Source organism: Pedobacter sp. JY14-1 (genome assembly GCF_029269825.1).
GTDB lineage: Bacteria > Bacteroidota > Bacteroidia > Sphingobacteriales > Sphingobacteriaceae > Pedobacter.
The window spans coordinates 1-25,257 of the sequence record NZ_JARJHU010000005.1; the positions used below are offsets into that span (position 1 = coordinate 1).

A 25,257-nucleotide genomic window follows, 5' to 3' on the forward strand; every position below is an offset into this window, starting at 1 on the left:
TCGGACCGGTGCAGGAAAAAGAGACCAGGGCCAGAGAGGCGGCCATAAAGAAAATGCCGCCAAGCCCTTTGCTGTTATCGGCCTTGCTGTCGATCTTATTCACGAACGAACTGGGAAGGGTCAGCTCAAAAGCTCCGAAGAACGAAACCGCAAAGACCACCAGAAGGATAAAGAAAAGGATGTTGAACAGCCCGCTTGCACTCAGGGCATTCAGCCCCGCTGACCCGAACAGAACGGTGATCAGCAGTCCCAATGCAACATAGATCACAATGATGGACAACCCGTAGATCAGCGCCTGACCGATACCTTTCCCCCGGCTGCCGGCCCGTTTGGTAAAGTAACTGATCGTCAGGGGAACCATCGGAAAGATACAGGGCATCAGAAAGGCCAGAAAGCCCCCGAACAACCCGGCAATGAAAGTCTCCCAGAGTGTTTTGTCGCGCTCAGACCCAGCCGAAAATACCGCCGCTGCCGGTCCTTTCGATGCTCTCCCCGCAGATGAGACGCTGTCATTTGCTGAAGAAGCTGTGGCAACACTATCCCTCCCAGAAGAGACACTCCCCGAACCAGCACTGTCAGCAACGGACGAACTGTCCCCGCTAATATCTGTGAAGACCAGGTCTTCCGATATCGTATCCACGTGCTGCGCAACTGCAGCCCCTTCTACAGCAAATACAATAAATATCCCTGCAACAAGTATCTTCATACTTGCATTAAGCCACTTTACCATTCTGAATTGGGTTATTATTTAACAGGAATTGAGAATTCCACAGTTTCAGGAGGAAGGCACTGCTGGTCATCACAAACCATGAATTCAACTGTTCCCTTCACTACAGGATTAGCACCTGTATATTTGATCTTTTGCTGAAACAGCACAGATTTCTCAAAATAACTCACATTCATATCGAAGGTCTTTTCAAACTTCGTCACCGGCTTAGGTTCGGCCGTTGTTCCGTTCAGTGTGAAAGATTTGGAAGGTGCAAACGTAAATGTGGTCTTTACAGGACCTCCCTCAGCCATATTCTGAGAATAGATATGCCATCCGTTGTCAATGGTAGCTTTTATAAAAACTGTCGCTTCATTTTTGCCGGTCTTCTTAGACGCATAAGCCCATTTTACCGGTTTAAGGATCTGGCTGCTTGCCGCAAAACTTATCAGTACCCCAGCAGCTAATAACATTAGTTTTTTCATGTTCAAGTATATCAGTATGTAAATATATAATTCAATTATAATCGTTCAATGGATTTATAGCCTGTAAAACAGGTATCTGTAGAAATATACCCTTCTATGACAGTTTCTTCTTTCACCAGGTCAGTGCTCAGGTATTTTTTATTACTGTCGCATAGTAATGTAACCACTGTAGCTTCGACTCCCATCTCTTCTTTTAGTTTAATCGCACCGATCACATTTGCACCGGAAGATATGCCAACCGCCAAACCAAGCTCCTTTGCCAGCTTCTGAGCCATGATAATGGCATCACCATCATGCGCCTGAACAATGTCATCCAATTCGTCCAACCTGACAATTGCCGGAATAAACTCGTCAGATATCCCCTGTATACGATGGCTTCCAACCTTATGTCCAGTGCTCAGGGTCGGGCTCTCAGCCGGTTCAAGCGGGTGTATACGTACCGAAGCATTGACCGCCCTCAACCCCTTTCCAACACCCATTACCGTACCCCCGGTGCCCACGCCGGCGACAAAGGCATCTGGAACCAATCCGATTTTATTCAATTGTGCGCAAATTTCCATACCTGTGGTTTTTCTATGGGCGTCTTCGTTATATTGGTTTTCAAATTGCCTCGGAAGAAAAACCCCGCCCTCCCGGGCCATTTCCTCGCAACGCTCGATACTACCCTTAAAGCCGCCTTCAGCTTTGCTCACCAACACAACTTCAGCTCCCATGCTCTTGATGATGTCCATTCTTTCTTTACTCAGCCAATCCGGCATAACGATCTTTACCTCATGTCCCAATGCTTTACCAATGGCTGCAAAAGCAATACCCGTATTGCCGCTCGTGGCTTCAACGATCGTATCACCGGGTTTAATCTCACAGTTCCTGTATGCTTCCAGCAGGATATTTAAGGCCATCCTGTCCTTTACGCTTCCCGTAAGATTATAATGTTCGCACTTTACAAAGATCCTTCCCGGCTTTCCTTTATATGTATATTGCAACTCAAGCATCGGCGTATTTCCAACCAAACGCGACAGATGCCCGAATTTATTCTTCAGGCCTTCATTCAGACAAAAACCTTCCCCTACAACAGTTTGCATAACAGATCAATTAAAATTCAGGACAAATCTCAATATGATACACAATACACACAATAGATCATTATAAATTCCGTAAATTATTCGGAATAATACGTAAATAGTATATTTTTTATTAGCTTAGGCTGAAATAAAATCTGCTAACTATTATTTTTTCAAAGACACACTATGGGACTTGATGCTACCGATATAGAAATTTTAAGGCTCTTACAACAAGATGCCACCTATACGAATAAACAGCTGTCTTTCAAACTGAACAAATCCGTAGCTACCATACATGAACGTATACGAAGGCTGAAGGAACAGGGCTACATCAAAAAGATAGTCGCTATACTTGACCGGAAAAAAGTAGACCGTAGCCTCATTGCCTTTTCCCATGTCTTCCTAAAAGAGCATACCGCAGAAACGTTGGGCGCATTTGAACAACAGGTTGCTAAATTCACAGAAGTTATGGAATGCTTTCAGATGACCGGTGCCTATGATTTCATTCTTCGCATTGCAACCTGCGACATGGATGCCTATCATTTATTCCTTCGTAACAAACTCGCTACACTTCCTAATGTAAGTACTGTTCAAAGTTTCTTTGTCCTTTCAGAAACAAAAAGTGACACTGCATATCCGCTATAAAAAAAAACAGGGCCTTCAGAGGAAAGGCCCTGTACACAACGGATCAGAAATATCAGACCCCTCCGCCAAGCGAGCGGTAAAGCTCCACTATAGCATTCAGCCTGGCGGTTTTTACCGATGCCAGTTCCAATTCGCTTTGGAGGGCATTATTCTGGGCTGTAATCACTTCCAGATAGGTCGCCATTCCATTCCTAAACAATAGATTGGCATTACTTACCGCCTCCTGAAGTGTATGCACCCGTTTAGAGACAATATCATATTGCGATTCCAGTTTTTCTATTTTCACCAGTTCATCCGATACCTCGGCCACTGCATCCAACACCGATTGCCGGAAAAGTAATACCGTTTTTTCACGTTCTATACCTGCCAGCTTATATTGAGTCCGTAATGCGCCACGTTGAAGAACAGGCTGGACCAGACCTCCCGAAACTACGCCAAACAGAGAAGCCGGAACATTAAACCAATTACTTGCCTTGAAAGCGTTCAGTCCTCCCGTGGCGGAAATATTCAATGAGGGGTATAGGTTTGCTTTAGCAACTCCTACCCTTGCATTGGCCACATCCAATGCAAGTTCTGCACTTCTTATATCAGGCCTCCGGCTCAGTAGTTGAGCGGGAAGACCCGGGCTTGCAGCCACCGGAATATCAGTACGAGCCAGATTCATAGACCGTTCAACCGGCCCGGGTAATTGCCCGGTCAACAAACGCAGTGCATTTTCCCGGATCTGAATGGCCTGTTCCAGCTGCGGTACCAATTGTGCTGCAAGCAACTGCTGGGCGGCAGCTTGTTGCACGGCAAGCGAGGTTACCTGACCTGCAGCGAACTGCAGCCTGACCATATTCAACGTACTATCATTCAAAACATAACTTTTCCTGGCCACCTCAAGCTGCGCATCCAGCATCAGCAACTGGTAATAACCTTGTGCGACATCGGCAACCAGCCTGGTCTGTACAGCCCTTTTCACTTCTGTTGTCCTCAGATATTCTGCCAATGCAGCCTGTTTCTGGCTACGTATCTTGCCCCAAATATCCGCTTCCCAACTCAGATTCAGACCAGCATTGAAATCCTCAATATGGTTTGTTCCTAAAAACTGACTGGCACTTAATCCATTCAAGCTATTGTCCGAAGGACGATTGGAGTTGGCCGTCACCTGCAGGTTAACCGCCGGAACATTTCCCAGCCGAGCCTGTTTCAGCAGCAATGACGATGCCTCAATGTTCTTAACGGCAAGTAATAAATCAAAATTCCTGCTTAACGCCGAATCGATCAGCAACAGCAGCTCTGGATCTTTGAAAAGTTCTTTCACCGGAATGGCTGCGATGCTCGCCGTATCGCTGCTGTCCGATCCCCTGTACGCGGAAGGAATCACGCCAGCAGGCTTTTCAATATCTTTAGATACACTGCAGCCTGCCGCAACTATGGTCAGCAGTATACCTGCAGCTAAATAATTATACAATTTCATGAGCGAATTCTTTAATAGAGTTTTTATTTGTAGACAGTTGTGCAGGCTTACGACGTATCTTTTCCTGTAAGAACTGGAAAACGATAAATAATACCGGTATCACCAGCAAACCCAGCACCACGCCGGACACCATACCCCCGGCTGCACCAATGCTGATCGAGTGGTTACCCTGGGCGGAAGGTCCGGACGCAATGCTCATTGGAAACAGCCCCACCACAAAAGCCAGCGAGGTCATGATGATCGGGCGCAGCCTTAACTTGGCCGCTTCCAGTGCCGCCGCCACTAAGGGCTGCCCGGCCCTTCGCCGCTGCACAGCAAATTCAACAATCAAAATCGCGTTCTTAGCCAGCAGGCCAATGAGCATGATCAGTGCAACCTGCACATAAATATTATTCTCAATTCCGGTAAGACCAATCGCGGCAAACACACCGAATATACCGGCAGGAATTGACAAGATGACCGCTAAAGGCAAAATATAGCTTTCATATTGCGCCGCAAGCAGGAAATAAACAAATACCAGGCACAATATAAAGATCACTGTAGACTGCCCCCCGGACGAAATCTCTTCCCGTGTTTGTCCGCTGAACTCATACGCATAACCTGACGGTAGCTGCTGTGCAGCCACCTCACGAATCGCCTGGATCGCGTCCCCGGAGCTGAAACCTGGTTTAGGAATGGCATTTACCTGTATGGAATTAAAGAGATTATAACGTGATACGGTTTCCGAACCATAAATCCTTTTCAACTTGACCAGGGTATTCACCGGCACCATTTCTCCCGATTTATTCTTCACAAAGATCCGGTCAATGGCCGATGGCTCGGCCCGGTCGGCCACATCAGCCTGCACGATCACACGGTAATATTTACCGAAGCGGTTAAAATCGGCGGCCTGAGCGCTTCCGAAATAAGCCTGCATGGTTTGTAGAATATCCTTAACACTTACCCCCAGTTGGTCGGCTTTTTCATCATTTACTTCAAGTTCCAGCTGAGGATAGTCGGCCTTAAAACTGGTAAATGCTACTGCAATCTCCGGCCTTTTCATCAATTCACCGATAAAATTATTGGCAATGCCGCTGAACTTATCCAGTTTGCTACCGGTTTTATCCTGCAGTACAAGATCCAGTGCCTCCACGTTACTGAAACCAGGAACGGTAGGAAAACTGAACACGAAGAAACTGCCACCTGTAATCGCGCCAAGTTTCGCACGCACCAGGTCCATGATCGCATTGATATCCTTTACCTTCCCGCGTTCTTCGGTAGGTTTAAGCAATACGAAACATACCGCCGAAGAAGGGCTGGTCGAATTGGTCAGCAGGTTAAATCCGGATAACGCCGTTACAAACCTCGAAGCTTCCAATTGATTCAAAGCAGTTTCTGCCTGGGTCATAACTTTGGAAGTACCCTCCAGCGATGTACCTGAAGGTGTATTCACTGCAATAGCGATAAAACCCTGATCTTCGGTAGGAATGAAACCTGCGGGTGTCGTCTTCACCATCCAGATGGTGGCTAATGTGACCACAGCAAGGCCACCCAGGCTAAGCCATTTATGGCGGATCAGGAATTTCAGCCCTCCAACATACCGGTTGGTCAATGCATTAAAGCTGTTGTTGAAACCGGTAAAGAATCTGCCCGAGAACCCTTTCTTCTCTGAATGAACCATATGCGCTTCGTTTCCGCTATGATCTTTCAGGAATAGTGCAGCCAGGGCTGGGCTCAGTGTCAGTGCATTCACCGCCGAGATCACGATCGCAATTGCCATTGTAAACGCGAACTGCCTGTAAAAGACACCAGTAGATCCTTCCATGAAACCTACAGGCAGAAACACGGCCGACATGACCAATGTAATCGAAATGATCGCACCGGTGATCTCGTGCATCGCCTCCGTAGTCGCGACCTTAGGCGAAAGATGTCTGCGCTCTATCTTCGCATGCACTGCTTCTACCACCACGATTGCATCATCAACTACGATACCGATCGCCAGCACCAATGCAAACAGGGTCAGCAGATTGATAGAAAAACCAAACAGCTGCATAAAAAAGAAAGTGCCTAGAATTGCCACCGGAACCGCTATTGCCGGGATCAGTGTCGAACGAAAATCCTGCAAAAAGAGGAACACTACAATAAATACGAGTATAAAAGCTTCGATCAGTGTATGTTTCACCTGGTCTATGGATTGGTCAAGTGCACTTTTCGTACTGTAAAAAATATTGTGTCTGATGCCTGCAGGAAAATCCTTAGCCGATTTCTCCATCAGTTTATTGATCGCGATCTGGATCTCGTTTGAATTAGAGCCTGCCAATTGAATGACACCGATCACAATACCCTTCTTACCATTGAGACGGGTAAGACTGGAATACGAGTAAGCACCAAATTCAATCCTGGCCACATCCTTTAACCTCAGTATTGTGCCATCGGCATTGGCCCGTATGGCAATATTTTCGTATTCTTCCGGCTTATTGAGCTTGCCTTTATACTTAATCACATACTCAAATACCTCCTTACTCTTCTCTCCGAATCTTCCCGGGGCTGCCTCGAGGCTCTTATCTTGTATGGCCGCCATCACTTCCGAAGGATTCACCTTATAGGCTGCCATTTGTGCGGGGTTCAGCCATACCCGCATCGAATAATCTTTAACGCCGCCAAAGATACTTGCAGCACCTACTCCGGGAATACGCTTGATTTCCGGAACGATATTGATCTGCGCATAGTTGGCCACAAAGGTCTGATCATATTTGTTTTCGTCCTCCGTGTACATCCCGATAGCCATAATGAAGCTATTCTGCTGCTTGGCCGTAATGATCCCCTGCTGCACTACTTCCGGTGGAAGCTGGCTCGTCGCCTGGGCAACCCTGTTCTGGACGTTCACAGCAGCCTGGTCAGGGTCTGTACCCAGTTTGAAGTACACGGTAATTGCCAGGGAACCGTCGTTACTGGCGGTTGAGCTCATATAACTCATATTTTCAACCCCATTGATCGACTCTTCAATAGAAGGCGCCACAGCACGCAGCACAGTCTCCGCATTCGCGCCGGGGTAAACTGCCGTCACCAGCACAGACGGGGGAGCAATATCGGGAAATTGCTGCAATGGCAGCTTAGTCAGGCCCAGCACTCCCAGGATAACCAGCAAAATCGAAATCACTGTTGCCAGTACAGGCCGTTGTATAAAAATCTTGAACATAGCTAATCTTTCTTTCAGTTATAGTTTTGCCACTTTGTCTGTGGCTTTCTCAGGTTTAATCACCTGGCCCTCCTGCAGCCTGTCCAGTCCGCTCAGCACGATCTGGTCGCCACGCTTTAATCCTTCACGGACCAGGTAGTTCTGACCGCTCTTACCCGCTATCTGGACAGGCAGTTTTTTTACTTTGTTGCTATCAGTTAAAGCATAGACAAATACCTTGTCCTGCATTTCCACAGTTGCCGATTGCGGGATCACAAGGGCGTCCTTATGTGTAAACCCCAGACGGATCTTACCCGTGTTTCCTGATCTGAGCAGGCCCTGTGCATTCGGAAAAGTTGCCCGCATCGCAATTGAACCTGTTTGTTTATCAAATTGTCCGTCTACCATATCTATCTTTCCCTGAAACCCATATTCCGACTGATCGGCAAGTACCAGCGAAACCCCAGGTATACCCGCAGATTTCTCTGCTAGCGTCCTTCCCGGATACCTGGAATTAAAGGCTATGAAATCGTCTTCACCAAGAGAAAAATAAACATGTACCTCATGCGCATCCGATAACCGGGTCAGCGGCAAGGGATCGGCAGGATTCACCAGGCTACCCTGCTTTTTCGGTAAACGTCCTACATAACCGCTTACGGGCGCTTTGATCAGTGTATAGTCCAGGTTAACGGATGCAGTCCCGACTCCTGCCTTCGCAGCTTCTACATTTGCCATGGCTACAGCATGCGCAGCCCTGGCACTCTTTAACTGGAATTCAGACACTACCCTGCCGGTCACGAGCGGCGTCAGTTTATCTACTTCCAGCTGGGCATTGAGCAATGCCGCCTGCGCTGACTGCAATGTTGCCCTGGCGTTATTCAATGCCTCCCTGAACGGGCGCTCATTGATCTTGAACAAAGGCTGCCCTTTTTGTACCAGGGCACCTTCATTCACATAAACCCGGTCCAGCGTACCAGATACCTGAGGACGTATTTCCAGGTCCACAGTGCCCTCTATAGCTGCAGGATATTCCGTATAGGTCGTTTCTGAGGTGCTCACTACAGCTGCAACCGGGAGTGAAGGTACCGGCGGTGGTGGCATCGTCGCATCCCTGCCGGAGCAGCTAAAAAGAAATATAGACAGTGCCAACAGCGTTGTTATCTTAATAACACTATTAGACTGTTTAACATCGTTAAGTAACGAAGCGTGCTGTCTTTGAAAATTGTAATGTTCTTTCATAATTCAACTATATAATTTAAAGGTATTTTACAGCTATAATTTGTTTAACATTGTTAAACGGCTAAAAAAGCACTTTTATAAGCGTCGACTATTCTTCCAATCACTGATGTGCTTTATTCATTAATGTATTTTATGATGCCTTTAATCGCGTCCTTAAGGATGCGCTGATTCATTTCTTCGTTACGCCCCTTATTCACCAGGTTGATAGAGATCAATCCATGGATGATTGACCAGAACGTATAGAACTTCCTGCAAACAAAATCTTCAGAACGATTCTTTACCGTAATCAGCTGTTCAATCACATCATAAATCTGCTCATCTGCGAGGTCTGCCTCAGGCATGCGCTTTTTCAATTCGCAACAATTCATGTCTACTCCATACATCAACTGGTAGAGTTCCTTATATTTGAAGGCGAAATCCCAGTAAGCCGTCCACATGGCCTCCAGTTGGACAGCTGGCTCAACATGTTGCCCCCGCGCTGCCCTGATCTCCCTGGCCAGAATTATATAACCCTGGCGAGTAAGTTCAAGTAAAATACCTTCTTTATTTTGGAAATATTCATAGATGATCGGCGCAGTATATTCAATTCGGTCAGCGATCTTCCTCATACTCAGCGACTGCCATCCTTCTTCCTTCACGATCTCCAGGGAGGCATCCAGGATGTTCATCCGGGTCTCTTCCTTTAATCTCGCAATTCTTTCCTTACTTCCCATGGCATACTAGCTAGGTCATAAATAATTTAACACTGTTAAGCAAAGGTAGAAAGCAATTGCATACTTGCTATCATCTTTTTGTCATTTCATAAATTCCGGGTTTAATTCAGAGATTAGCTCAAGAAATTGCAAATTAGTACAGACAATCCAAATATTCGCAGGTATGAACAACAGCGTTACCCTTAAAGACATAGCCAGAGCCCTCAACCTGTCCATATCCACCATATCCAAATCTCTGAATGACAGTTACGAGATCAGCACAGATACCAAACAAAAAGTACTGGCTTATGCCCGGGAGCACCATTATTCGCCCAACCGGCTGGCAAAAGGACTCAAAGAAGGGAAGAGCAGGTCTATCGGAGTAGTCGTATGTTCACTCGACAATCATTTTGCCGCACAGATGCTGGACGGTATTGATCAGACAAGCAGCGAGAAAGCCTACCAGATCATCATTATGCAAAGCAAGGAATCAGAAGCTCAGGAAAGGGCTTGCCTGGAACTGTTGTTCGCTAGCGGTGTAGACGGGATTCTCATTTCCCCGGCCTGTGAAACCACCGATTTCAGTTATCTGAACGCGCTACAGGAAACCGGACTACCGGTAGTTATTTTCGATCGGCTTACCGACCGTATACATTCGCATAAAGTCGGTGCAGACAACTTTAAGGGAGCTTATGATGCCACCGTCCACCTGATCGAAAAGGGTTATCGTCACATCGCACAACTCAATACCAATACCACACTGAGTATCGCTACGGACCGACTAAATGGCTACAGAAAGGCCCTGGAAGATTATCAGATCGCATTCAGGCCGGAACTTGTCCGTTCCTGTGATTACGCAGATGCCCGAAAACTGGACACAGATCTGCAAGAAGCCATAACCTATTATATGTCTCTGCCTATGAAACCTGATGCCCTGTTCACTGCGGGCGACCAGATCAGTACGCGCTGCCTCGTCCTGCTGAATAAAATGGGCTACAGGATACCCGGTGATATTGCACTGATCGGGTTTACCAATACCGACCTGGCAGATGCGCTCAACCCTTCATTGAGTACGGTACACCAACCCGCATTCGAAATGGGCCGGCTGGCTGCCAGGCAACTGATCTCACTTATTGAATGGAAAGGCTCCGACCAACCTGAATACGAAACCGTCATGCTGGACACCAGCATCTCTGTCAGGAGTTCCACCTGACCTAACCTAAGTACAAACTCAAAGCGAAAACGTTTGCGCTTTTATATCGTCAGCCTGGTCTGATAAATTGCCGCGGATAACGTATTATTGTAGTGACCAATATTTATCTATACTATCACAAATGACAGATCAAGGGCGCATCTTGGTTTTTGGAGAACTGCTGCTACGTTTTAGTTCTGCAGAAGCACAATTCATTGGCGGGGACCACGCCGTTTCCCTCTATCCCGGAGGCTCGGAAGCAAATGTATCCGCAACCCTTGCACACTGGCAGGAGCCGGTCAGTTACATGACAGCCGTTCCTGACAATAAACTGGCAAAAAGTGTGCTAGATATCCTGAATCGAATTGGAGCCGACACCTCAGAAACCTTAGTGTTGGGCAGCAGGATCGGCCTCTATTTCCTGCTTTCGGCAAACGGGCTGAGCAACGGTGAAGTTGTTTACGACCGTAAGTTCTCTTCCTTCAGTACACTGCAACCGGGAACGATTGACTGGGAAAACATTTTGAAAAACTACAGCTGGTTTCATTTCACGGCCCTTACGCCGGCACTGAACGAGCAAACAGCAACCGTGTGCCTGGAGGCCCTGCAAGTTGCAAGAAAACTTGGCCTGCAGATTTCTGTAGACCTTAACTATCGCAACAGGTTATGGGATTATGGTAAAGAACCCGTTGACGTCATACCACAGCTGGCCCGTTACTGCGATGTGATCATGGGCAATATCTGGGCTGCCGCAAAAATGCTTGGTACAAGTGTAGACCATAGCCTCAACCGCAACACCAGTATCACAGATTATCAAATTGCGGCACAAGCTTCCGCCAGCGAAATCTTCAAAAATTACCCCCAATGCAGACATATCGCCAATACTTTCCGTTTTATGGACAATCAACGGCACAATCTGTTCTACGGCACCTATCACACTCCGGGACAAGACTACAACTCACCTACCTATGAAACTCATGAAGTTGCAGACCGAATTGGCAGCGGTGATGCCTTCATGGCCGGGTTCATCTACGGGCTACGTCACTTCAGCAATGGGCAGGACATTATCAACAGGGCCACTTCGGCAGGTTACCGGAAACTCTTTGTAAAAGGCGATTTCGGAGATGGAACCTATTAAAAAACAAATTCTTAAAACCACTTAATAAATACGCAAGACGGATCCAGATGAATAAATCAGAAAACATACTGCAAAAAATCCAGGCCTACCCTATTATACCGGTTTATTATAACGAAGATCTTCGAATTTGCACTGAAATACTGAAGGCATGCTATGCCGGAGGGCTCCGTGTATTTGAATTTACCAATCGGGGAACCGCTGCCCTGCATAATTTCAAAGCCTTACTTACACTCCGGGATACCCATTTTCCCGATATGAGTCTAGGAATTGGCACCATTAAAACGACAGATCAGGCGAAGACCTACATAGACGCAGGTGCAGATTTTCTCGTTAGCCCTGTATTTTCATCTGAGCTGGCAGCGCTGACCGCAAAACAACAGATACTCTGGATACCTGGTTGCATGACACCTACAGAAATTGCAAATGCGGAAGCGGCAGGAGCAACGCTTATTAAACTTTTTCCGGGTGATACACTCAAACCCTCTTTTCTGAAGGCGATTAAACCCCTTTTCCCCGACCTGAAATTCATGCCCACGGGCGGCGTAAGCCCCGACGAAGAAAGCATCCGAACCTGGTTTAAGGCAGGCGTAACAGCAGTTGGCCTGGGTTCCAAACTGTTTCAAAGAGAAGATGCTTCCAGCCAGGCCGTTCAAAATTACTCCTGGCTGGAAGAAAGATGTCGTCAGTTACTGCTCTTTCTGCGGTCTTCCTGATCGTAAAGATCTATTAACTTGCTTTGCAGACGGATCACACTGGCCTCAAGTTCACCTACTTTCTTCTTCAGTTGCTCGATCAGTTGTGTCTGTTCGTTTACGCCTTCTTCACCTACGTCCAGCAACTCCCTCAATGTCAATCCATGTACTTCGGCGATCTGACTGATCCTGCTGAAATTAGGATCGGTAATGCTCGTTTCCAATTTCGAATACGCTGGTATGGATATCTGCAATAAATCCGCCATCGCCTTCTGATTCACGCCTTTTTTCTGGCGTAAAATCCTGAATTTTTCCCCTAAACTTTTCATAATCAATTAATTTAAAATTTTCCCCAATTTTAAGTGAAATAAAATTAAGAATTATTAACTAAAAGATTATGCATTTACCACATAATTTTTACCCTGTCTGTCGAAAAAATTATTCGGATGTTAAAAAACAATACCTAAATGTTACCTGACCTCATGGCTTCAACGGCATAGTCAGCTGCTCTTGCCGTAAGAGCCATATAAGTCAGAGAAGGATTTTGTGTGGAAGTGGAGGTCATGCAGGCCCCGTCAGTTACAAAGACGTTCCTGCAGTGGTGCAGTTGGTTCCATTTATTTAGCAAAGAAGTCTTCGGGTCGTTCCCCATACGAACACCGCCCATTTCATGAATATCCAGTCCGGGGGACTGCGAAGCGGCATTAACATGAATATTCTTAAAACCAGCAGTTACAAACATTTCTGACAACTGTTCAATATAGTCCCTCTTCATCTTCACATCGTTATCGTCATAATCGACAGAAATCTTTAGCAGGGGCATACCCCACTGATCCTTTTTTTCCCGGTCAAGTGCTACAAAGTTACTTTCCTTAGGTATTGTCTCACCCATCATATGCGATCCGACTTTCCACGGGCCCAGCCGCCGGGTCACCAATGCGGACTTCAGCGCCTCACCGATCCCTGAAGTATCCGTTTCAGAAGAGCGATAGGCTGAAAATCCGGCAGCATAACCACGCAGAAAGTTTGTTTCCTGCTTATGGAGATTACGGAATCTCGGAATATATCCACCCCCAACCGGGTTCCTGCCATCGGTCGTAAACTGCTTCAGTCCGTCAAACTCAGCGCTGATCCGGGCACTGTAATTGTGAAAGGCAACATATTTGCCCAGCAACCCGCTGTCATTTCCCAGTCCGTTCGGAAAACGGGAAGATACTGAGTTCAAGAGTATCAGGTTGGTGTTGATCGCAGCTGCATTTACAAAAACCACACGCGCAAAGTATTCGGTTACCGTCTTTGTGTTGGTATCCACCACCCTGACACCGGTAGCCTTATTCAGTTTATCATCATAAATCACAGATTCTACTACAGAAAACGGCCGTAATGTAAGTTTTCCCGTACGTTCGGCCCAGGGCAGCGTTGAAGCATTGCTGCTAAAATAACCACCAAACGGGCATCCGCGTTGACAAAGGCGCCTATTCTGGCATTGAGCTCTGCCCTGGTCATAATGAACCTTACCGGCCTTGGAAATATGGGCACCCCGTGCACTGATCACATGCCGGTTACCATACTTGCCAAGTAAGGACTTTTTAAAGTGATCTTCAACAGCGTTAAGCGGGTATGCCGGCAAGAATTCTCCATCGGGGAGTTCCGCAAGGCCATCCCGGTTACCTGAGATCCCCGCAAACCGCTCTACATAACTATACCAGGGCGCTATGTCCTTATAACGTATCGGCCAGTCTATTGCGAATCCGTCCCTGACAGGACCATCAAAGTCAAAATCGCTCCAGCGCTGGGTCTGTCTTGCCCATAACAGTGATTTTCCTCCAACCTGATACCCCCGGATCCAATCAAAGGGCTTCACCTGCACATAAGGGTGTTCTCCATCCTTTACAAAAAAATGCATGGCATCTTCCCTGAACGCATAACAGCGGCTTACGATCGGGTTTTCCCTGCGGATACTTAAAGCAGGTTCGCCTCTGTGTTCAAATTCGTAAGGATACATATTCGTCGTCGGATAATCCCGGATGTGCTTTACATCCCTGCCGCGCTCCAATACCAGGGTCCTTAAACCCTTTTCCGTAAATTCCTTTGCCGCCCAGCCCCCGGCAATCCCGGAACCGACCACGATCACATCAAAAGTATTTTCCTTTATGCCTTTTATATTCAGGTACGCCATAGCCACGATCAAGATTTAACGGGAAAATAACCATTATACCGTGCAGGGACTAGTTCCCATACAATCAGGTTGGTCATCACATATTTAGAGTTCATATATCCGTTGATGGTCTGCTGCTTCATCACCCGGTAGAAATATTTTGCGTCCTCATCTGCAACAGCTTTTCCGAAATTCACTGATACAACCAATTCTTTCAGCGAAGCAGCGTCGATGCCACTGAACACTTTCAATCCCCGCAGGAAGCGTTGTTGTGAACCTTCATCATAACAGTCATCTACCATTTTCATGACAAAAAGATGTAGATTAAGGTCCCTTGCTCCGGGAGTTTGTGTTTTTGGAATAATGATTTCCGCGACAGATGCCATCAGGCTTTCCTCCTCCCCGCTCAGTACAAGGTTACGGAGCGCAATAGACGGTCCTCCGGAGGCCTTTACCAACGAGGGCACTAATGCCATACCACCAGCTAATATCATAACCTGCCTGATGGCAGTCCTTCTGTTTATCATTGGTTTAGATTTGGTATCGTCCTAATATACTTTAATATTAATTATTTATCCAGCCTTATCCTTAATATTGCGGCATCAGCCCCCTTTAATGTATAACGAAGGGTCTTTTTCAATGCTATCGCTCTGTGCTCAAACAGTTCTTCTGCAGTATACTGCCTTCCGGTAAGTCCAAGTCTTTGCAAGGGTATCTCAAACTGTTTCCTTTCCTGTCCATAATTGAAAAGTGCTATATAAAGGTACCCATCATTTTTCCTGATGAAAAGAGGACTGGCTTTGTCATCTGTATTACCTTCCGCCGGCATGAAAGCCCTTCCCGAACGCGCTACATCCAGCAAATCTTTGTTATTCAGCCATTTGAATGCCGAATTCCGCCACTCCCCCTCAACTGAAAAATCATCTCCCAATATTAAAGTACCGGTAATTAGTGCAGAAGCCAGCCGGGCCTTGTTGGCTCCCTCAGGCTCCGAACCAAACACCACATGATCCGCATCGATAAAGTTATACACATAAGTCTGCCACCAGCCATAACTCACGCTGTTCAATGTATATTCTGTATCCTTTATCGTCTTCCAGGCATCGCAGGCTACACGTCTCATATGTGCATACCTGCCTGTAGCAAGTACAGGCGAAATGGCAGCATAGACAAGCATCTGTCCATTCAAACGATCTGTGAGGTGCTCCATACCTATGCGGTATGCCTGCATTCCCGTAGTCACGGACTTGTCGTAAAAAGCATCTGATTCAGCAGCGGCGTGTCCCAGAAAATCGATTTTGATCATCCTAAACCCGCAGGACTTCAGTTTCTCTATAATGTAGTCGATACGCTTTTGTGTACCCGGATGAGTAGGATCCAGCGCCCTTGCTCCATCGAAATCATGAAAACCACCATCTACCTTCGTCCACATTTCGGAAAAATTATACTTGCTTCCTTCCGCCTCCCTTTCATTCTTGGACTGATAACCCCAATCTGTAAAAGGTGCCCAGTAGACACCCGGTTCAAGCCCCCTTTTCTTGCAGTAATCTGCAAATTCTTTCAGCCGGGCGTAGTCTCCGCGCATACCTCCGGTAAAATTGTCCCAGAAAGAATCCAGATCAATGTAAGCGGTATTCCCATTTCTAAACTCAGACAACTCATCCGCGAAATAATCGGCCACTTTTATGGCTTTATCATAACTCACCTTCTCCTGGATCACACCCCAGCTGTTCCAGCCAAAAGGCACCGGCTTTGTCCAGTTAAATATATATGGCTTTTCCTGTATGCGATTAGCCTTACCGTAGGATTCCAGGCCCAACCGCCAATCAGCAAAGTAGCCAAAAAATATCTTAGGCGATTTAACCACATTACCAGATATCGAACCATGAGCTATTTTGTCCCTGGTTACTTTCTCGTCAGTATATCCTCCCCAAACCTTCAGTTCAGTCAACCGGTCACCCTTTCCTTCCGCAAATACACCCGTTTTCCAGATCATATGCTCAACAGAACCAGTGACAAGGCCCTCACGGCTCCCGTTTTCATAGATTGCTCCTACTTCTGCACTCGTTCCGTTAATACCCGTATTCATTGCCTTTGCGCTATAACGGATAAATGTATCGTTGTCAAATGGAACGAAAAGCATGCGGTTATCACCTTTCCTAAGTTCCGCCAAATCGGTAACCAGCGGGGCCATATAATTCGTCTTCAGGCCATTTCCTTTCAGCAAAACCTCAGTAAAGAAATAATCATGTCCGGGATATACATAAAATATCTGCTCCATAGCAGGCAGTCCAGTCTTGCTCATGCTGATCACGTATTTTTTTCCGCTGCCAAAACCATCACGAATATTGCCCACGCTCAGCTTTACATTTTGATAGTCCTTACTGCTGAGGTCTCTGCCATTGATTTTAACTGACGCATAGGCGCCAGAGATCACCTTTACCGGTGTCAGCACAGCATATGTCCGGGTTGTCTTATCAAAAATAATAGCAGAACCACTTCCGTATTGAATATGAATACGCTCCTTTCCGGTCTGTGGTGTTGACGCCTGCAATTTATCGGCCATTGTAATTATAAATACAATAGCCAGACAACTATACTTAAAACGGCAGTTTATCCTTTCGGTGCTCATTTGTTTGTTGCTTCATTGATTAAAAAATTAACGATACGGCAGGCATATCCCGTACTTACCTGATTTTTCTCCGTACTGATCTTCAAATATAAGGTATGATCGCCTTCGGGCAACCCACTGCCGGAACCACATACCAGGTTCTTTTGCCTGGCATATCCTTCGTTACCAATACCGCAAAAAGCAGGAAACCAGCAAACAGATTCCGCTAGAACAGGTATTTCGTACTTAAAAAGTTAGAACTGTTACTGTCCACAATGTCATTGATCAGGTGCTTATTGTTATCGTTCAGTTTGGCTGCTACCAGGGAGCGTATAGAAAAAGACCTCAACGCATCAAATACTGAAAGCGTTCCTTCTGCGCTATCCTTTCGTCCGGTAAACGGAAATACGTCAGGTCCGCGCTGGCACTGACAGTTAATGTTTACCCTGCTTACTTGGTTCACCAGCGGATCGATAAGCCCCGCTACCTCTTCTTCGTCATTACTGAAAATGCTTACCTGCTGCCCATGGGTCGATTCGATCAGGTACTCAATTGTTTCCTCCAGGTCGTCAAAAGGCACAACAGGGATTACCGGCCCGAATTGCTCTTCAGTATATAATTTCATACCCTTACTTACAGGATAAACAACAGCCGGGTAAACAAAGGAAGCAACGCATTCACCACCGTGCTCATTTACTACTCTTGCACCCTGCGCTAATGCATCCTCAATTACCTCCTTCAGATAAGCTGGCTTGTGCGGCTCAGGAAGTGGCGTCAAAGCAACCCCATTCTCCCATGGCATACCAAACTTAAGCTTTGCCACTTCTGCTGAAAGCAAGCTGAGGAACTCAGCTGCCACACTGCGATGTACAAAAACGATCTTCAATGCTGTACAGCGTTGTCCGTTAAAAGAAAGTGATCCCAGTACTGTTTCCTGCACAGAAAGTTTCAGGTCTGCCTTCTCCGTAATAATCGCCGCATTCTTCGCGTCCAGCCCAAGTATTGCCCTTAGTCTGTTCACCTTGGGATGTAGTTTTTTCAATTCGTTGGCTACCTTGCTCGAACCGATCAACGTCAATACATTGATATCACCTGATTTCATAAGCCCTGGAATAATTTTATTGCCCCGGCCATATATCGTGTTCACTACGCCTTTGGGAAAACAGTCCCTGAAAGCAGTCAGCAAAGGATAGTGTAATAAAGTCCCATGCTTTGGCGGTTTGAACAACAGTGTATTGCCCATTATCAGCGCGGGGATAAGTGTCGTAAAAGTTTCATTCAGCGGGTAATTGAAAGGTCCCATACACAACACCACACCCAGTGGTGAACGTCTGATCTGCGCTATAATGCCCTGCTCAACAGTAAATGTGGAAGACTTACGGTCGAGATCTTTCAGCGCATCAATTGTAGCATAGATATATTCAACGGTACGGTCAAATTCCTTTACAGAGTCTGCATAGGATTTTCCGATCTCCCACATCAGTAACTTTACTACTTCCCCTTTCTTTTCAATGATCTTATGGGTAAACTTCTCTACGCAGGTAATGCGGTCGGCAACACTCATGGTCGGCCATTCGCCGCGACCGTTATCATATGCCTTTACTGCCGCATCCAAGGCTTCCATAGCCTCCTTTTCATCACAAAGGGGGTATGTGCCGATTATCTTACGTTCCAGACCATTGGCTGTCCGGATACAAACCGGGGAAAGCACCGTATGCACCTCGCCGTTCCAGGGATGCAGCTCCCCGTTACTCAGATACTCCCGCTGGTGCACTTCTGCGCCCAGCCTGCATTCAGTAGGTATCTCCTGTGCTTCAACAAAGATCGACTGAAGACGTTCGTTAAAATTCATTTTATGTGTTTGAAATTGTAATGTATTAATTACTTTAATTATCCTAAAGGTCGGTAATTGGTTTGTATTTGGGAACTAATGTTTTCATGATGGTCCAGGCTATCAGATAGGCCACAGCGCAAATGGTAAACATGATCGTATATCCCGTTTCAATATGGTCCAGGGCCTTATACTTGTCAAACAGTGCTCCGCCAAGCTTGGTAATGAGCACACCACCAAGTCCGCCGATCATTCCGCCAATACCCACTACAGAACCTACCGCCTTTTTCGGGAACATATCCGAAACTGTAGTAAACAGGTTGGCAGACCAGGCTTGATGTGCAGACGCACCCACTCCGATCAGCAATACCGGGGCCCAGAAAGTCAGGTGACCCAGTGGCTGTGCAAACAGTACAACCAGCGGTACCACCGCGATCATCAGCATGGCTTTCATCCTGCCATCATAAACCTCGTATCCCTTTTTGATGAAATACATGGGAAACCAGCCACCGCCTATACTGCCAAACATCGTCATACTATACAATATGGCCAGCGGCACCATAATCTGCGTATCCATCATACCATACTGGTCTTTCAGGTAAGCAGGAAGCCAGAAAAGGAAGAACCACCAAACTCCGTCTGTCATAAATTTGCCTACCGCAAAGGCCCAGGTTTGCCGGTAAGCCAACAGACGTATCCAGGAAACTTTCGCTTCATGGACCACGCCTTCACTAATTATGTTTTTATGTTGAGTCTCACCATCCTGAATATAAGCCAGCTCTTCCTGCGTCAGGCGCTTTTGCTTTTCCGGGCTGTCATAATAGCGGTACCAGAAGAAAAGCCAGATAAAGCCTATGCCCCCGATAAACAAAAAGGCAGCTTCCCAGCCCCAGTTTGTAGCAATGAATGGTACCGACAAAGGTGCCAGTACTGCCCCGATATTAGTTCCCCCGTTAAAAAACCCTGTGGCAAACGAGCGTTCCTTCTTAGGAAAATACTCAGCAGTCGCCTTGATTGCAGCAGGAAAATTGCCCGCCTCGCCAAAACCAAGTACCGCACGGGCTATCATAAACCCTGCCACTGAAACTGAGCCGATACCAATGCCCAGCAACCCGAGCGCAGCAGACAGGCTCTCTCCAAGCGGAATGGCATAGGCGTGTACGATTGCACCGACGGACCAGATGATGATCGCCCAGGCGTAACCGCTTTTGGTACCGAGCTTATCAATAATCCGGCCGGCAAACAGCATCGATATGGCATAAGTAAACTGAAATACAGAAGCGATATTTGCATAATCGCTGTTGCTCCATCCGAAGATTTCTTCAAGATGCGGTTTCAGCAAACTGAGCACCTGCCTGTCCAGATAATTTACTGTAGTCGCAAAAAACAGTAAGGTGCATATCGTCCACCTGTAGCCAGGTACTTTCTTTTCGTTCATCGGATTTGGTTTAATGGTCTTTTGTTAAAAATGTTCAGCTTCCGCTGCATTATGGCCGTCTTTCTCTCCCAGATTGTCTTTGGGGTAAAGTTCCTTTAACATTTCCCTCGCGCCTTCCTTAGAAATAAATACATAGCGGTCCGCTACTGCTGCTGCAAAACCATCCAGTAAGGTAAGGTCGGTCCCCCATAATTCCTGATCTCTCAGCACTGTCCACACATATTCCGCATCTTCTAAGCCATTCCATTCAAAGAAACGGGCGGCCTTTTCATCCGTGATCAGGTATTCCTCACCACCCGCACTTCCGTAGTAGCATTGGCCTTCCTTCCTTATGATACGCATGAAGCGAAGGTATGCTCCAAAGCCCAGGGCCATAGCATACGGTATTTTATCAAAACACTTGTAATAATTTAATAGAACGGGTACAACTCTGATCCGCAATTTCATAGTATATTGAAGCGAAATGCTCAGCCAGAAATGGTCGATATAAGGATTAGCGAAACGGTCCTGCACCGTCTGTGCAAAAGCCATGGCACGTTCCCGTTCTATCTCATAAGGAATCGCGGGAATGATCTCCTCCTGCATCACCCCGGCAATGTACGCGCTCAGGGGCCCGTCGGTCATAGCCCGGTTAACAGTATTGACACCGGAAAGAAATGCCAGAGCACAAGCCAGGGAATGTGTACCGTTTAACAACCGCAATTTTAATTCCCGGTAAATCTCAATGTCCGGTTCAACGATCAGCCCTCTATCCGCGTTTTCCAATCCAAGCAGTGCAGACACACGCCTCCCGCCCTCTATTGCCCAAAGCCGGTAGGGTTCCGTTTTGATGAGCAGCGCGTCCGTATAACCCAACTCCTTTTGCAGTTGCGTCAGCGCGGCACCTTCAGGCCTTCCCGGAACGATCCGGTCTACAAGCGAGTTACAGAATATGACATGGCTCCCCAGCCAGTTGTTGAATCCCGGCTCCAATCCGTTAAAGTTAGCGAGCTGATAAACGATCTCTCCCAGTTTTCTTCCATTATCAGGGATCAGTTCCGTAGCGACAACCACGATATCTGCTTCCTGTGCACTGCCGAGCTTCAGATACCGTTCATACAATATGGCAAGCAGTTTGGCGGGAAAAGACACAGGAACATCCTGATCAATACGCTCATTCAGCAGTTGAATTCCTACTTCCGTAGTATTCGAAACGATCAGTTTCAATGCAGGGGAAGCACCGACCTGCAGTACCTGTAACCAGTCTCTGTCGGCCTGAAGTACCCTGCTGATCGCAGAGGAAATGATGTTTTCCTCTATCCTTTTCCCATCCTCAATCCCTCTAATGCATATCGTATACAAATTGTCCTGGGCGCTGAATTCATTTGTTCCGCCTTTTGAGGTGGATTTCAGCACCACTACGCGGCCATTAAACATTCCCTGGCGGTTGGCTTTGTCAATAAAATAATCGGTAAGTCCGCGCAACAGTACACCAGTACCGAACTGCAACACCTTTTCTGGCAGCTGCATATTGTCGTTCAATGGTTTTAATACTTTACCGGGTCCGATATGTGCCAATATTTGGTCAGAAAGGATCATATCTCAGTTTTCATACAGTTATGGCAAGTCTACTGAATAATCCCTGACAACAAGTCATTACAGCCATAAAAATTTACGCAATCGTTATCGCTGACACCGTATCCACTCGCATTATCACATTACGGTATACCTGAAGCAATGTATTGAATTATCCTCTGTACGTCAGGTGATATTTTAGCCAAACAGGTCACTGCTCAGATAGCGGTCTCCCCTGTCGCAGGCAATAAATACAATCAGTCCCGATTCCAGCTCTTCTGCCAGTCTGAGCGCGCAGGAAAGCGCGCCGCCCGTACTCATCCCCGCAAAGATGCCCTCAACCTTCGCCATTTTCCTCGCCATCTCTGTTGCCTCCTGCTGGGAAACATCCATTACACGGTCTACCCGTCTGGGATCGAATATTTTTGGCAGGTAGGCTTCCGGCCACCGGCGGATACCAGGTATAGATGATTCCTCAGTAGGCTGGCAGCCAATGATCTGTATCTCCGGGTCCTGTTCTTTCAGAAACATCGAATTGCCCATAATACTACCTGTAGTCCCCATAGAACTTACAAAATGCGTAATCTTCCCTGCTGTGTCCCGCCAGATCTCAGGCCCCGTAGTTTTGTAATGCGCCAGGTAATTGTCAGGGTTGGAAAACTGATTCAGCAGGAAGTATCCTGTCTGCGCACCCTTTTCCTCCGCATAGTCACGGCAAGCCTCTATTGAATCCAGTAAGATCACCTTTGCCCCATAAGCCTCCATCGTCAGCGTACGTTCCCGGGTAGAACTGGAAGGCATTACCAGCTCGATCTCCAGGTCAAAAATACTGGCAATCATCGCCAGCGCGATACCCGTGTTGCCACTCGTTGCTTCGATCAGCCTGGTGCCCTTTTTCACCTCGCCGCGTTCCATTGCACTACGGATCATATTCAGCGCAGCACGGTCCTTTACACTGCCGCCTGGATTGTTGCCTTCCAATTTGGCAAACAGCCTTACTTTCGGGTTACTGTGCAATTTCTGTATTTCCACCAGGGGCGTATTACCTACAAAATCTATGATGTTTCCCATTTTACTGAATTTCTTGTTAGTGATGGTCTTTTAGGTTTAAGGAAGATCCTTCGTTTCCACTTTGATCGTCGGCTGGTGATAGACTGTAGAGCCTGGTGCGACACTCTTCGTGAGCCATACGTTGCCCCCTATAATACTATGATGTCCGATGACCGTCTCCCCGCCAAGGATCGTAGCCCCAGAATAAATGATCACATGGTCCTCTATCGTCGGGTGGCGCTTGATATTCGCCATATACTTCTCTACGCTCAGCGCACCCAGCGTAACGCCCTGGTATAATTTCACATGGTTACCGATCACCGTCGTTTCTCCGATCACCAGTCCCGTACCATGGTCAATATAAAGGTACTCGCCGATATTCGCTGCCGGATGGATATCAATCCCCGTAATCGAATGCGCATACTCTGTCAGTATCCTCGGAATGATCGGCACATTAGCCTTTAGTATCTCGTTCGCAATCCGGTAAAAGGCAATTGCCAGAAAACCGGGATAACTCCTGATGATCTCAAACTCGCTTTGCGCCGCCGGGTCGCCAGACATGATCGCACTGATGTCCGTATTCATCTTCCGGTACAGTTCCGGCAGCTGTGCGAAGATCACCTCTGCAATCCGCTCATTGTCGCTGTGTTCACAAGCCTTGGTCGCATTCAGCAGGTTTACCAGACCGGCCTTCTGTCTCGCAAACATTCTTTTGATCTCATTGATCGAATAATCAGGCGAAGTCACCCTTTCCGGGTAAAGTAGGTTCATCAGCGAAAGCGCCCATTCCGCTACCTCCTGGTTGGACGGGACCGCTTCGATCTCTTTTTGTTTATGGAATATATGCAGGTAAAACTCCTCGTTCATTGTTCGTTTATATTTACTTTCCCAGGTCCTCCGGACCATCGTACGCAGACCTAAATTTAAAGTGTAAAAGAACGCAATTTATTACCGATTTGCGAATCTCCTCAGGGCAAAAGCACCAGTTCCCTGTAAAGCTGGTGTAATTTCTCTCCAGCGTCATCACAAAAACCAGGATGCACCTTAGATCCCTGCACCACCGTACTCCTGGTTGCCGTGAGCCAACGGAACCTTGAAGCCATATCCAGTTGCCCGATCGGGCCCCCGTTCCCACCACCCTTACAAATCTTTTCAAAAGCCATCAGGTTTGCCTTTACAACCTCCAGGTCCAGCTCCGGGCATAGCGCATGCGCGCGCTGTTCATCCAACTGCGTGGTACAGCATAAAAATCTCTGTTTCGGGCAATACAGCACAACCCCAACATTGATGAACTCTTCCCGTTCTACCCTCGGCACCAGCCGGATCACCGCATACTCAAACAAGTCCATTTCTCGCCTCCTCCGCCGCTTTGACAAAAACTTCAGCATTTGCTACCCTGGTCTTCAGGAAATGTGCATAAACCTGCCTCCGGTCCTCAGCAGTCTCGCCTTCCTGCAGGTCCTGAGACAACCAGTCAACGGGCAGCAAGGCCAATATTCCATCGATTACCTCCGGCTTCAGTTTCGTCCGAAACTCCGCATCTACCACCTGCAGCTCCGAAGCCTGCGGCAAAAGCACATGGTCTTTTACCAGTAAAAAAGGCCTTTTCGCCTGCTCTTCCCAGTTCTGCATCGAATGATGAAAATACAGTGCTGCCCCATGGTCGATGAGCCAGAGTTCCCGGTGCCAGAACAGCATATTGGTATTGCGCGCCGTACGGTCCATGTTGGTCAGCAGACAATCCAGCCATACGATCTTCGAAGCCAGCAAGGAATCTATTGTGTTCACCAACGGATCATAGGTAACCGCTCCCGAAAGATAATGTAAAGCAAGATTGAGGCCCACACTGGCCTTCAGCAGGTCCTGTATTTCTTCATCGGGCTCGGTACGGCCAAAGGCTTCGTCCAGGGTGGCAAAGACCAGTTCCGGTACTTTTAAGCCGAGTAGCCTTGCCAGTTCCCCGCCGATCAGCTCGGCGATCAGGGCCTTGACGCCCTGACCCGCTCCCCGGAACTTGAGTACATAAAGGAAGTTGTCATCTGCCTCTGCGATGGCGGGCATAGATCCGCCTTCCCGCAAGGGCGTTACATAACGGACCACATTCACTGTCCGCAAAGATTGCCGGGCATTATCCATTCCGGTAAAG

At 47.2% G+C, this 25,257-nt stretch carries 22 protein-coding genes; 4 read left to right on the top strand and 18 right to left on the bottom strand.

The window, feature by feature from the left end:
• From P2W84_RS10495 to P2W84_RS10505, 3 genes are all read right to left on the bottom strand, one after another.
• Positions 1-730, bottom strand: a 730-nt coding sequence (locus P2W84_RS10495) for a cytochrome c biogenesis protein CcdA (RefSeq protein ID WP_276090089.1), incomplete at its 3' end; no start/stop codon positions are given.
• A gap of 14 nt (positions 731-744) precedes the next feature.
• A complete protein-coding gene (locus tag P2W84_RS10500) occupies positions 745-1,191 on the bottom strand; it encodes a protein-disulfide reductase DsbD domain-containing protein (RefSeq protein WP_276090090.1) in 447 nt (148 codons plus the stop codon).
• A gap of 35 nt (positions 1,192-1,226) precedes the next feature.
• On the bottom strand, positions 1,227-2,273 hold the full coding sequence (locus P2W84_RS10505) for a PLP-dependent cysteine synthase family protein (RefSeq protein ID WP_276090091.1): 1,047 nt from the start codon (positions 2,271-2,273) through the stop codon (positions 1,227-1,229).
• A gap of 165 nt (positions 2,274-2,438) precedes the next feature.
• Here P2W84_RS10505 and P2W84_RS10510 point away from each other — a divergent pair, with 165 nt between their 5' ends.
• Positions 2,439-2,897 (top strand): Lrp/AsnC family transcriptional regulator, encoded by a 459-nt coding sequence (locus P2W84_RS10510; protein WP_276090092.1) that lies wholly within the window; start codon positions 2,439-2,441, stop codon positions 2,895-2,897.
• Positions 2,898-2,949: 52 nt separating this feature from the next.
• On the opposite strand, the gene P2W84_RS10515 is transcribed toward P2W84_RS10510, so the two are convergent.
• The 4 genes from P2W84_RS10515 to P2W84_RS10530 form a co-directional block, all read right to left on the bottom strand.
• The gene (locus P2W84_RS10515) at positions 2,950-4,359 is read right to left on the bottom strand and encodes an efflux transporter outer membrane subunit (protein ID WP_276090093.1); all 1,410 of its coding nucleotides are present in this window, start codon (positions 4,357-4,359) and stop codon (positions 2,950-2,952) included.
• On the bottom strand, positions 4,346-7,537 hold the full coding sequence (locus P2W84_RS10520) for an efflux RND transporter permease subunit (RefSeq protein WP_276090094.1): 3,192 nt from the start codon (positions 7,535-7,537) through the stop codon (positions 4,346-4,348). Before P2W84_RS10520 ends, P2W84_RS10515 begins: the two co-directional genes overlap by 14 nt.
• Positions 7,538-7,555: 18 nt before the next feature.
• Positions 7,556-8,755, bottom strand: coding sequence for an efflux RND transporter periplasmic adaptor subunit (locus P2W84_RS10525; RefSeq protein ID WP_276090095.1), 1,200 nt, complete (start codon positions 8,753-8,755; stop codon positions 7,556-7,558).
• Positions 8,756-8,868: 113 nt separating this feature from the next.
• Positions 8,869-9,468, bottom strand: coding sequence for a TetR/AcrR family transcriptional regulator (locus P2W84_RS10530; protein ID WP_276090096.1), 600 nt, complete (start codon positions 9,466-9,468; stop codon positions 8,869-8,871).
• A 163-nt stretch (positions 9,469-9,631) separates the two neighbouring features.
• On the opposite strand from P2W84_RS10530, the gene P2W84_RS10535 reads away from it, so the two are divergent.
• The 3 genes from P2W84_RS10535 to P2W84_RS10545 all read left to right on the top strand — a co-directional run bounded on the left by P2W84_RS10535 (position 9,632) and on the right by P2W84_RS10545 (position 12,490).
• Positions 9,632-10,660: a LacI family DNA-binding transcriptional regulator gene (locus P2W84_RS10535; RefSeq protein WP_276090097.1), complete on the top strand. Its 1,029-nt coding sequence runs from the start codon at positions 9,632-9,634 to the stop codon at positions 10,658-10,660.
• A gap of 121 nt (positions 10,661-10,781) precedes the next feature.
• Positions 10,782-11,777, top strand: a complete 996-nt coding sequence (locus tag P2W84_RS10540) for a sugar kinase (protein WP_276090098.1) — start codon at positions 10,782-10,784, stop codon at positions 11,775-11,777.
• Positions 11,778-11,824: 47 nt separating this feature from the next.
• Positions 11,825-12,490, top strand: coding sequence for a bifunctional 4-hydroxy-2-oxoglutarate aldolase/2-dehydro-3-deoxy-phosphogluconate aldolase (locus tag P2W84_RS10545; RefSeq protein WP_276090099.1), 666 nt, complete (start codon positions 11,825-11,827; stop codon positions 12,488-12,490).
• On the opposite strand, the gene P2W84_RS10550 is transcribed toward P2W84_RS10545, so the two are convergent.
• From P2W84_RS10550 to P2W84_RS10600, 11 genes are all read right to left on the bottom strand, one after another.
• Positions 12,460-12,798: a helix-turn-helix transcriptional regulator gene (locus P2W84_RS10550; protein ID WP_276090100.1), complete on the bottom strand. Its 339-nt coding sequence runs from the start codon at positions 12,796-12,798 to the stop codon at positions 12,460-12,462. The genes P2W84_RS10545 and P2W84_RS10550 overlap by 31 nt on opposite strands.
• 134 nt (positions 12,799-12,932) lie before the next feature.
• A complete protein-coding gene (locus P2W84_RS10555; RefSeq protein WP_276090101.1) occupies positions 12,933-14,648 on the bottom strand; it encodes a GMC family oxidoreductase in 1,716 nt (571 codons plus the stop codon).
• 8 nt (positions 14,649-14,656) lie between these two features.
• Complete coding sequence (locus tag P2W84_RS10560; RefSeq protein WP_276090102.1) at positions 14,657-15,154, bottom strand: gluconate 2-dehydrogenase subunit 3 family protein; 498 nt, start codon at positions 15,152-15,154, stop codon at positions 14,657-14,659.
• Positions 15,155-15,195: 41 nt separating this feature from the next.
• Positions 15,196-17,193 (bottom strand): alpha-galactosidase, encoded by a 1,998-nt coding sequence (locus tag P2W84_RS10565; RefSeq protein ID WP_276090103.1) that lies wholly within the window; start codon positions 17,191-17,193, stop codon positions 15,196-15,198.
• A gap of 271 nt (positions 17,194-17,464) precedes the next feature.
• Complete coding sequence (locus P2W84_RS10570) at positions 17,465-19,090, bottom strand: NADP-dependent glyceraldehyde-3-phosphate dehydrogenase (protein ID WP_276090104.1); 1,626 nt, start codon at positions 19,088-19,090, stop codon at positions 17,465-17,467.
• Positions 19,091-19,133: 43 nt separating this feature from the next.
• Positions 19,134-20,507 (bottom strand): MFS transporter, encoded by a 1,374-nt coding sequence (locus P2W84_RS10575; protein WP_276090105.1) that lies wholly within the window; start codon positions 20,505-20,507, stop codon positions 19,134-19,136.
• A 24-nt stretch (positions 20,508-20,531) separates the two neighbouring features.
• A complete protein-coding gene (locus tag P2W84_RS10580; protein WP_276090106.1) occupies positions 20,532-22,016 on the bottom strand; it encodes a tagaturonate reductase in 1,485 nt (494 codons plus the stop codon).
• 243 nt (positions 22,017-22,259) lie between these two features.
• Entirely contained in the window at positions 22,260-23,132 is an 873-nt protein-coding gene (gene cysM, locus P2W84_RS10585) for a cysteine synthase CysM (RefSeq protein WP_276090107.1), read from the bottom strand.
• Between the two features lie 36 nt (positions 23,133-23,168).
• Entirely contained in the window at positions 23,169-23,978 is an 810-nt protein-coding gene (locus tag P2W84_RS10590; protein ID WP_276090108.1) for a serine acetyltransferase, read from the bottom strand.
• 101 nt (positions 23,979-24,079) lie between these two features.
• Positions 24,080-24,499 carry a DUF3037 domain-containing protein gene (locus P2W84_RS10595; protein ID WP_276090109.1) on the bottom strand — a complete coding sequence of 140 codons (420 nt, stop codon included), beginning with the start codon at positions 24,497-24,499 and terminating at the stop codon, positions 24,080-24,082.
• Positions 24,447-25,247, bottom strand: coding sequence for a HipA family kinase (locus P2W84_RS10600; RefSeq protein WP_276090110.1), 801 nt, complete (start codon positions 25,245-25,247; stop codon positions 24,447-24,449). The genes P2W84_RS10595 and P2W84_RS10600 overlap by 53 nt, the downstream gene beginning before the upstream one ends.
• Between the last annotated feature and the right edge of the window lie 10 nt (positions 25,248-25,257).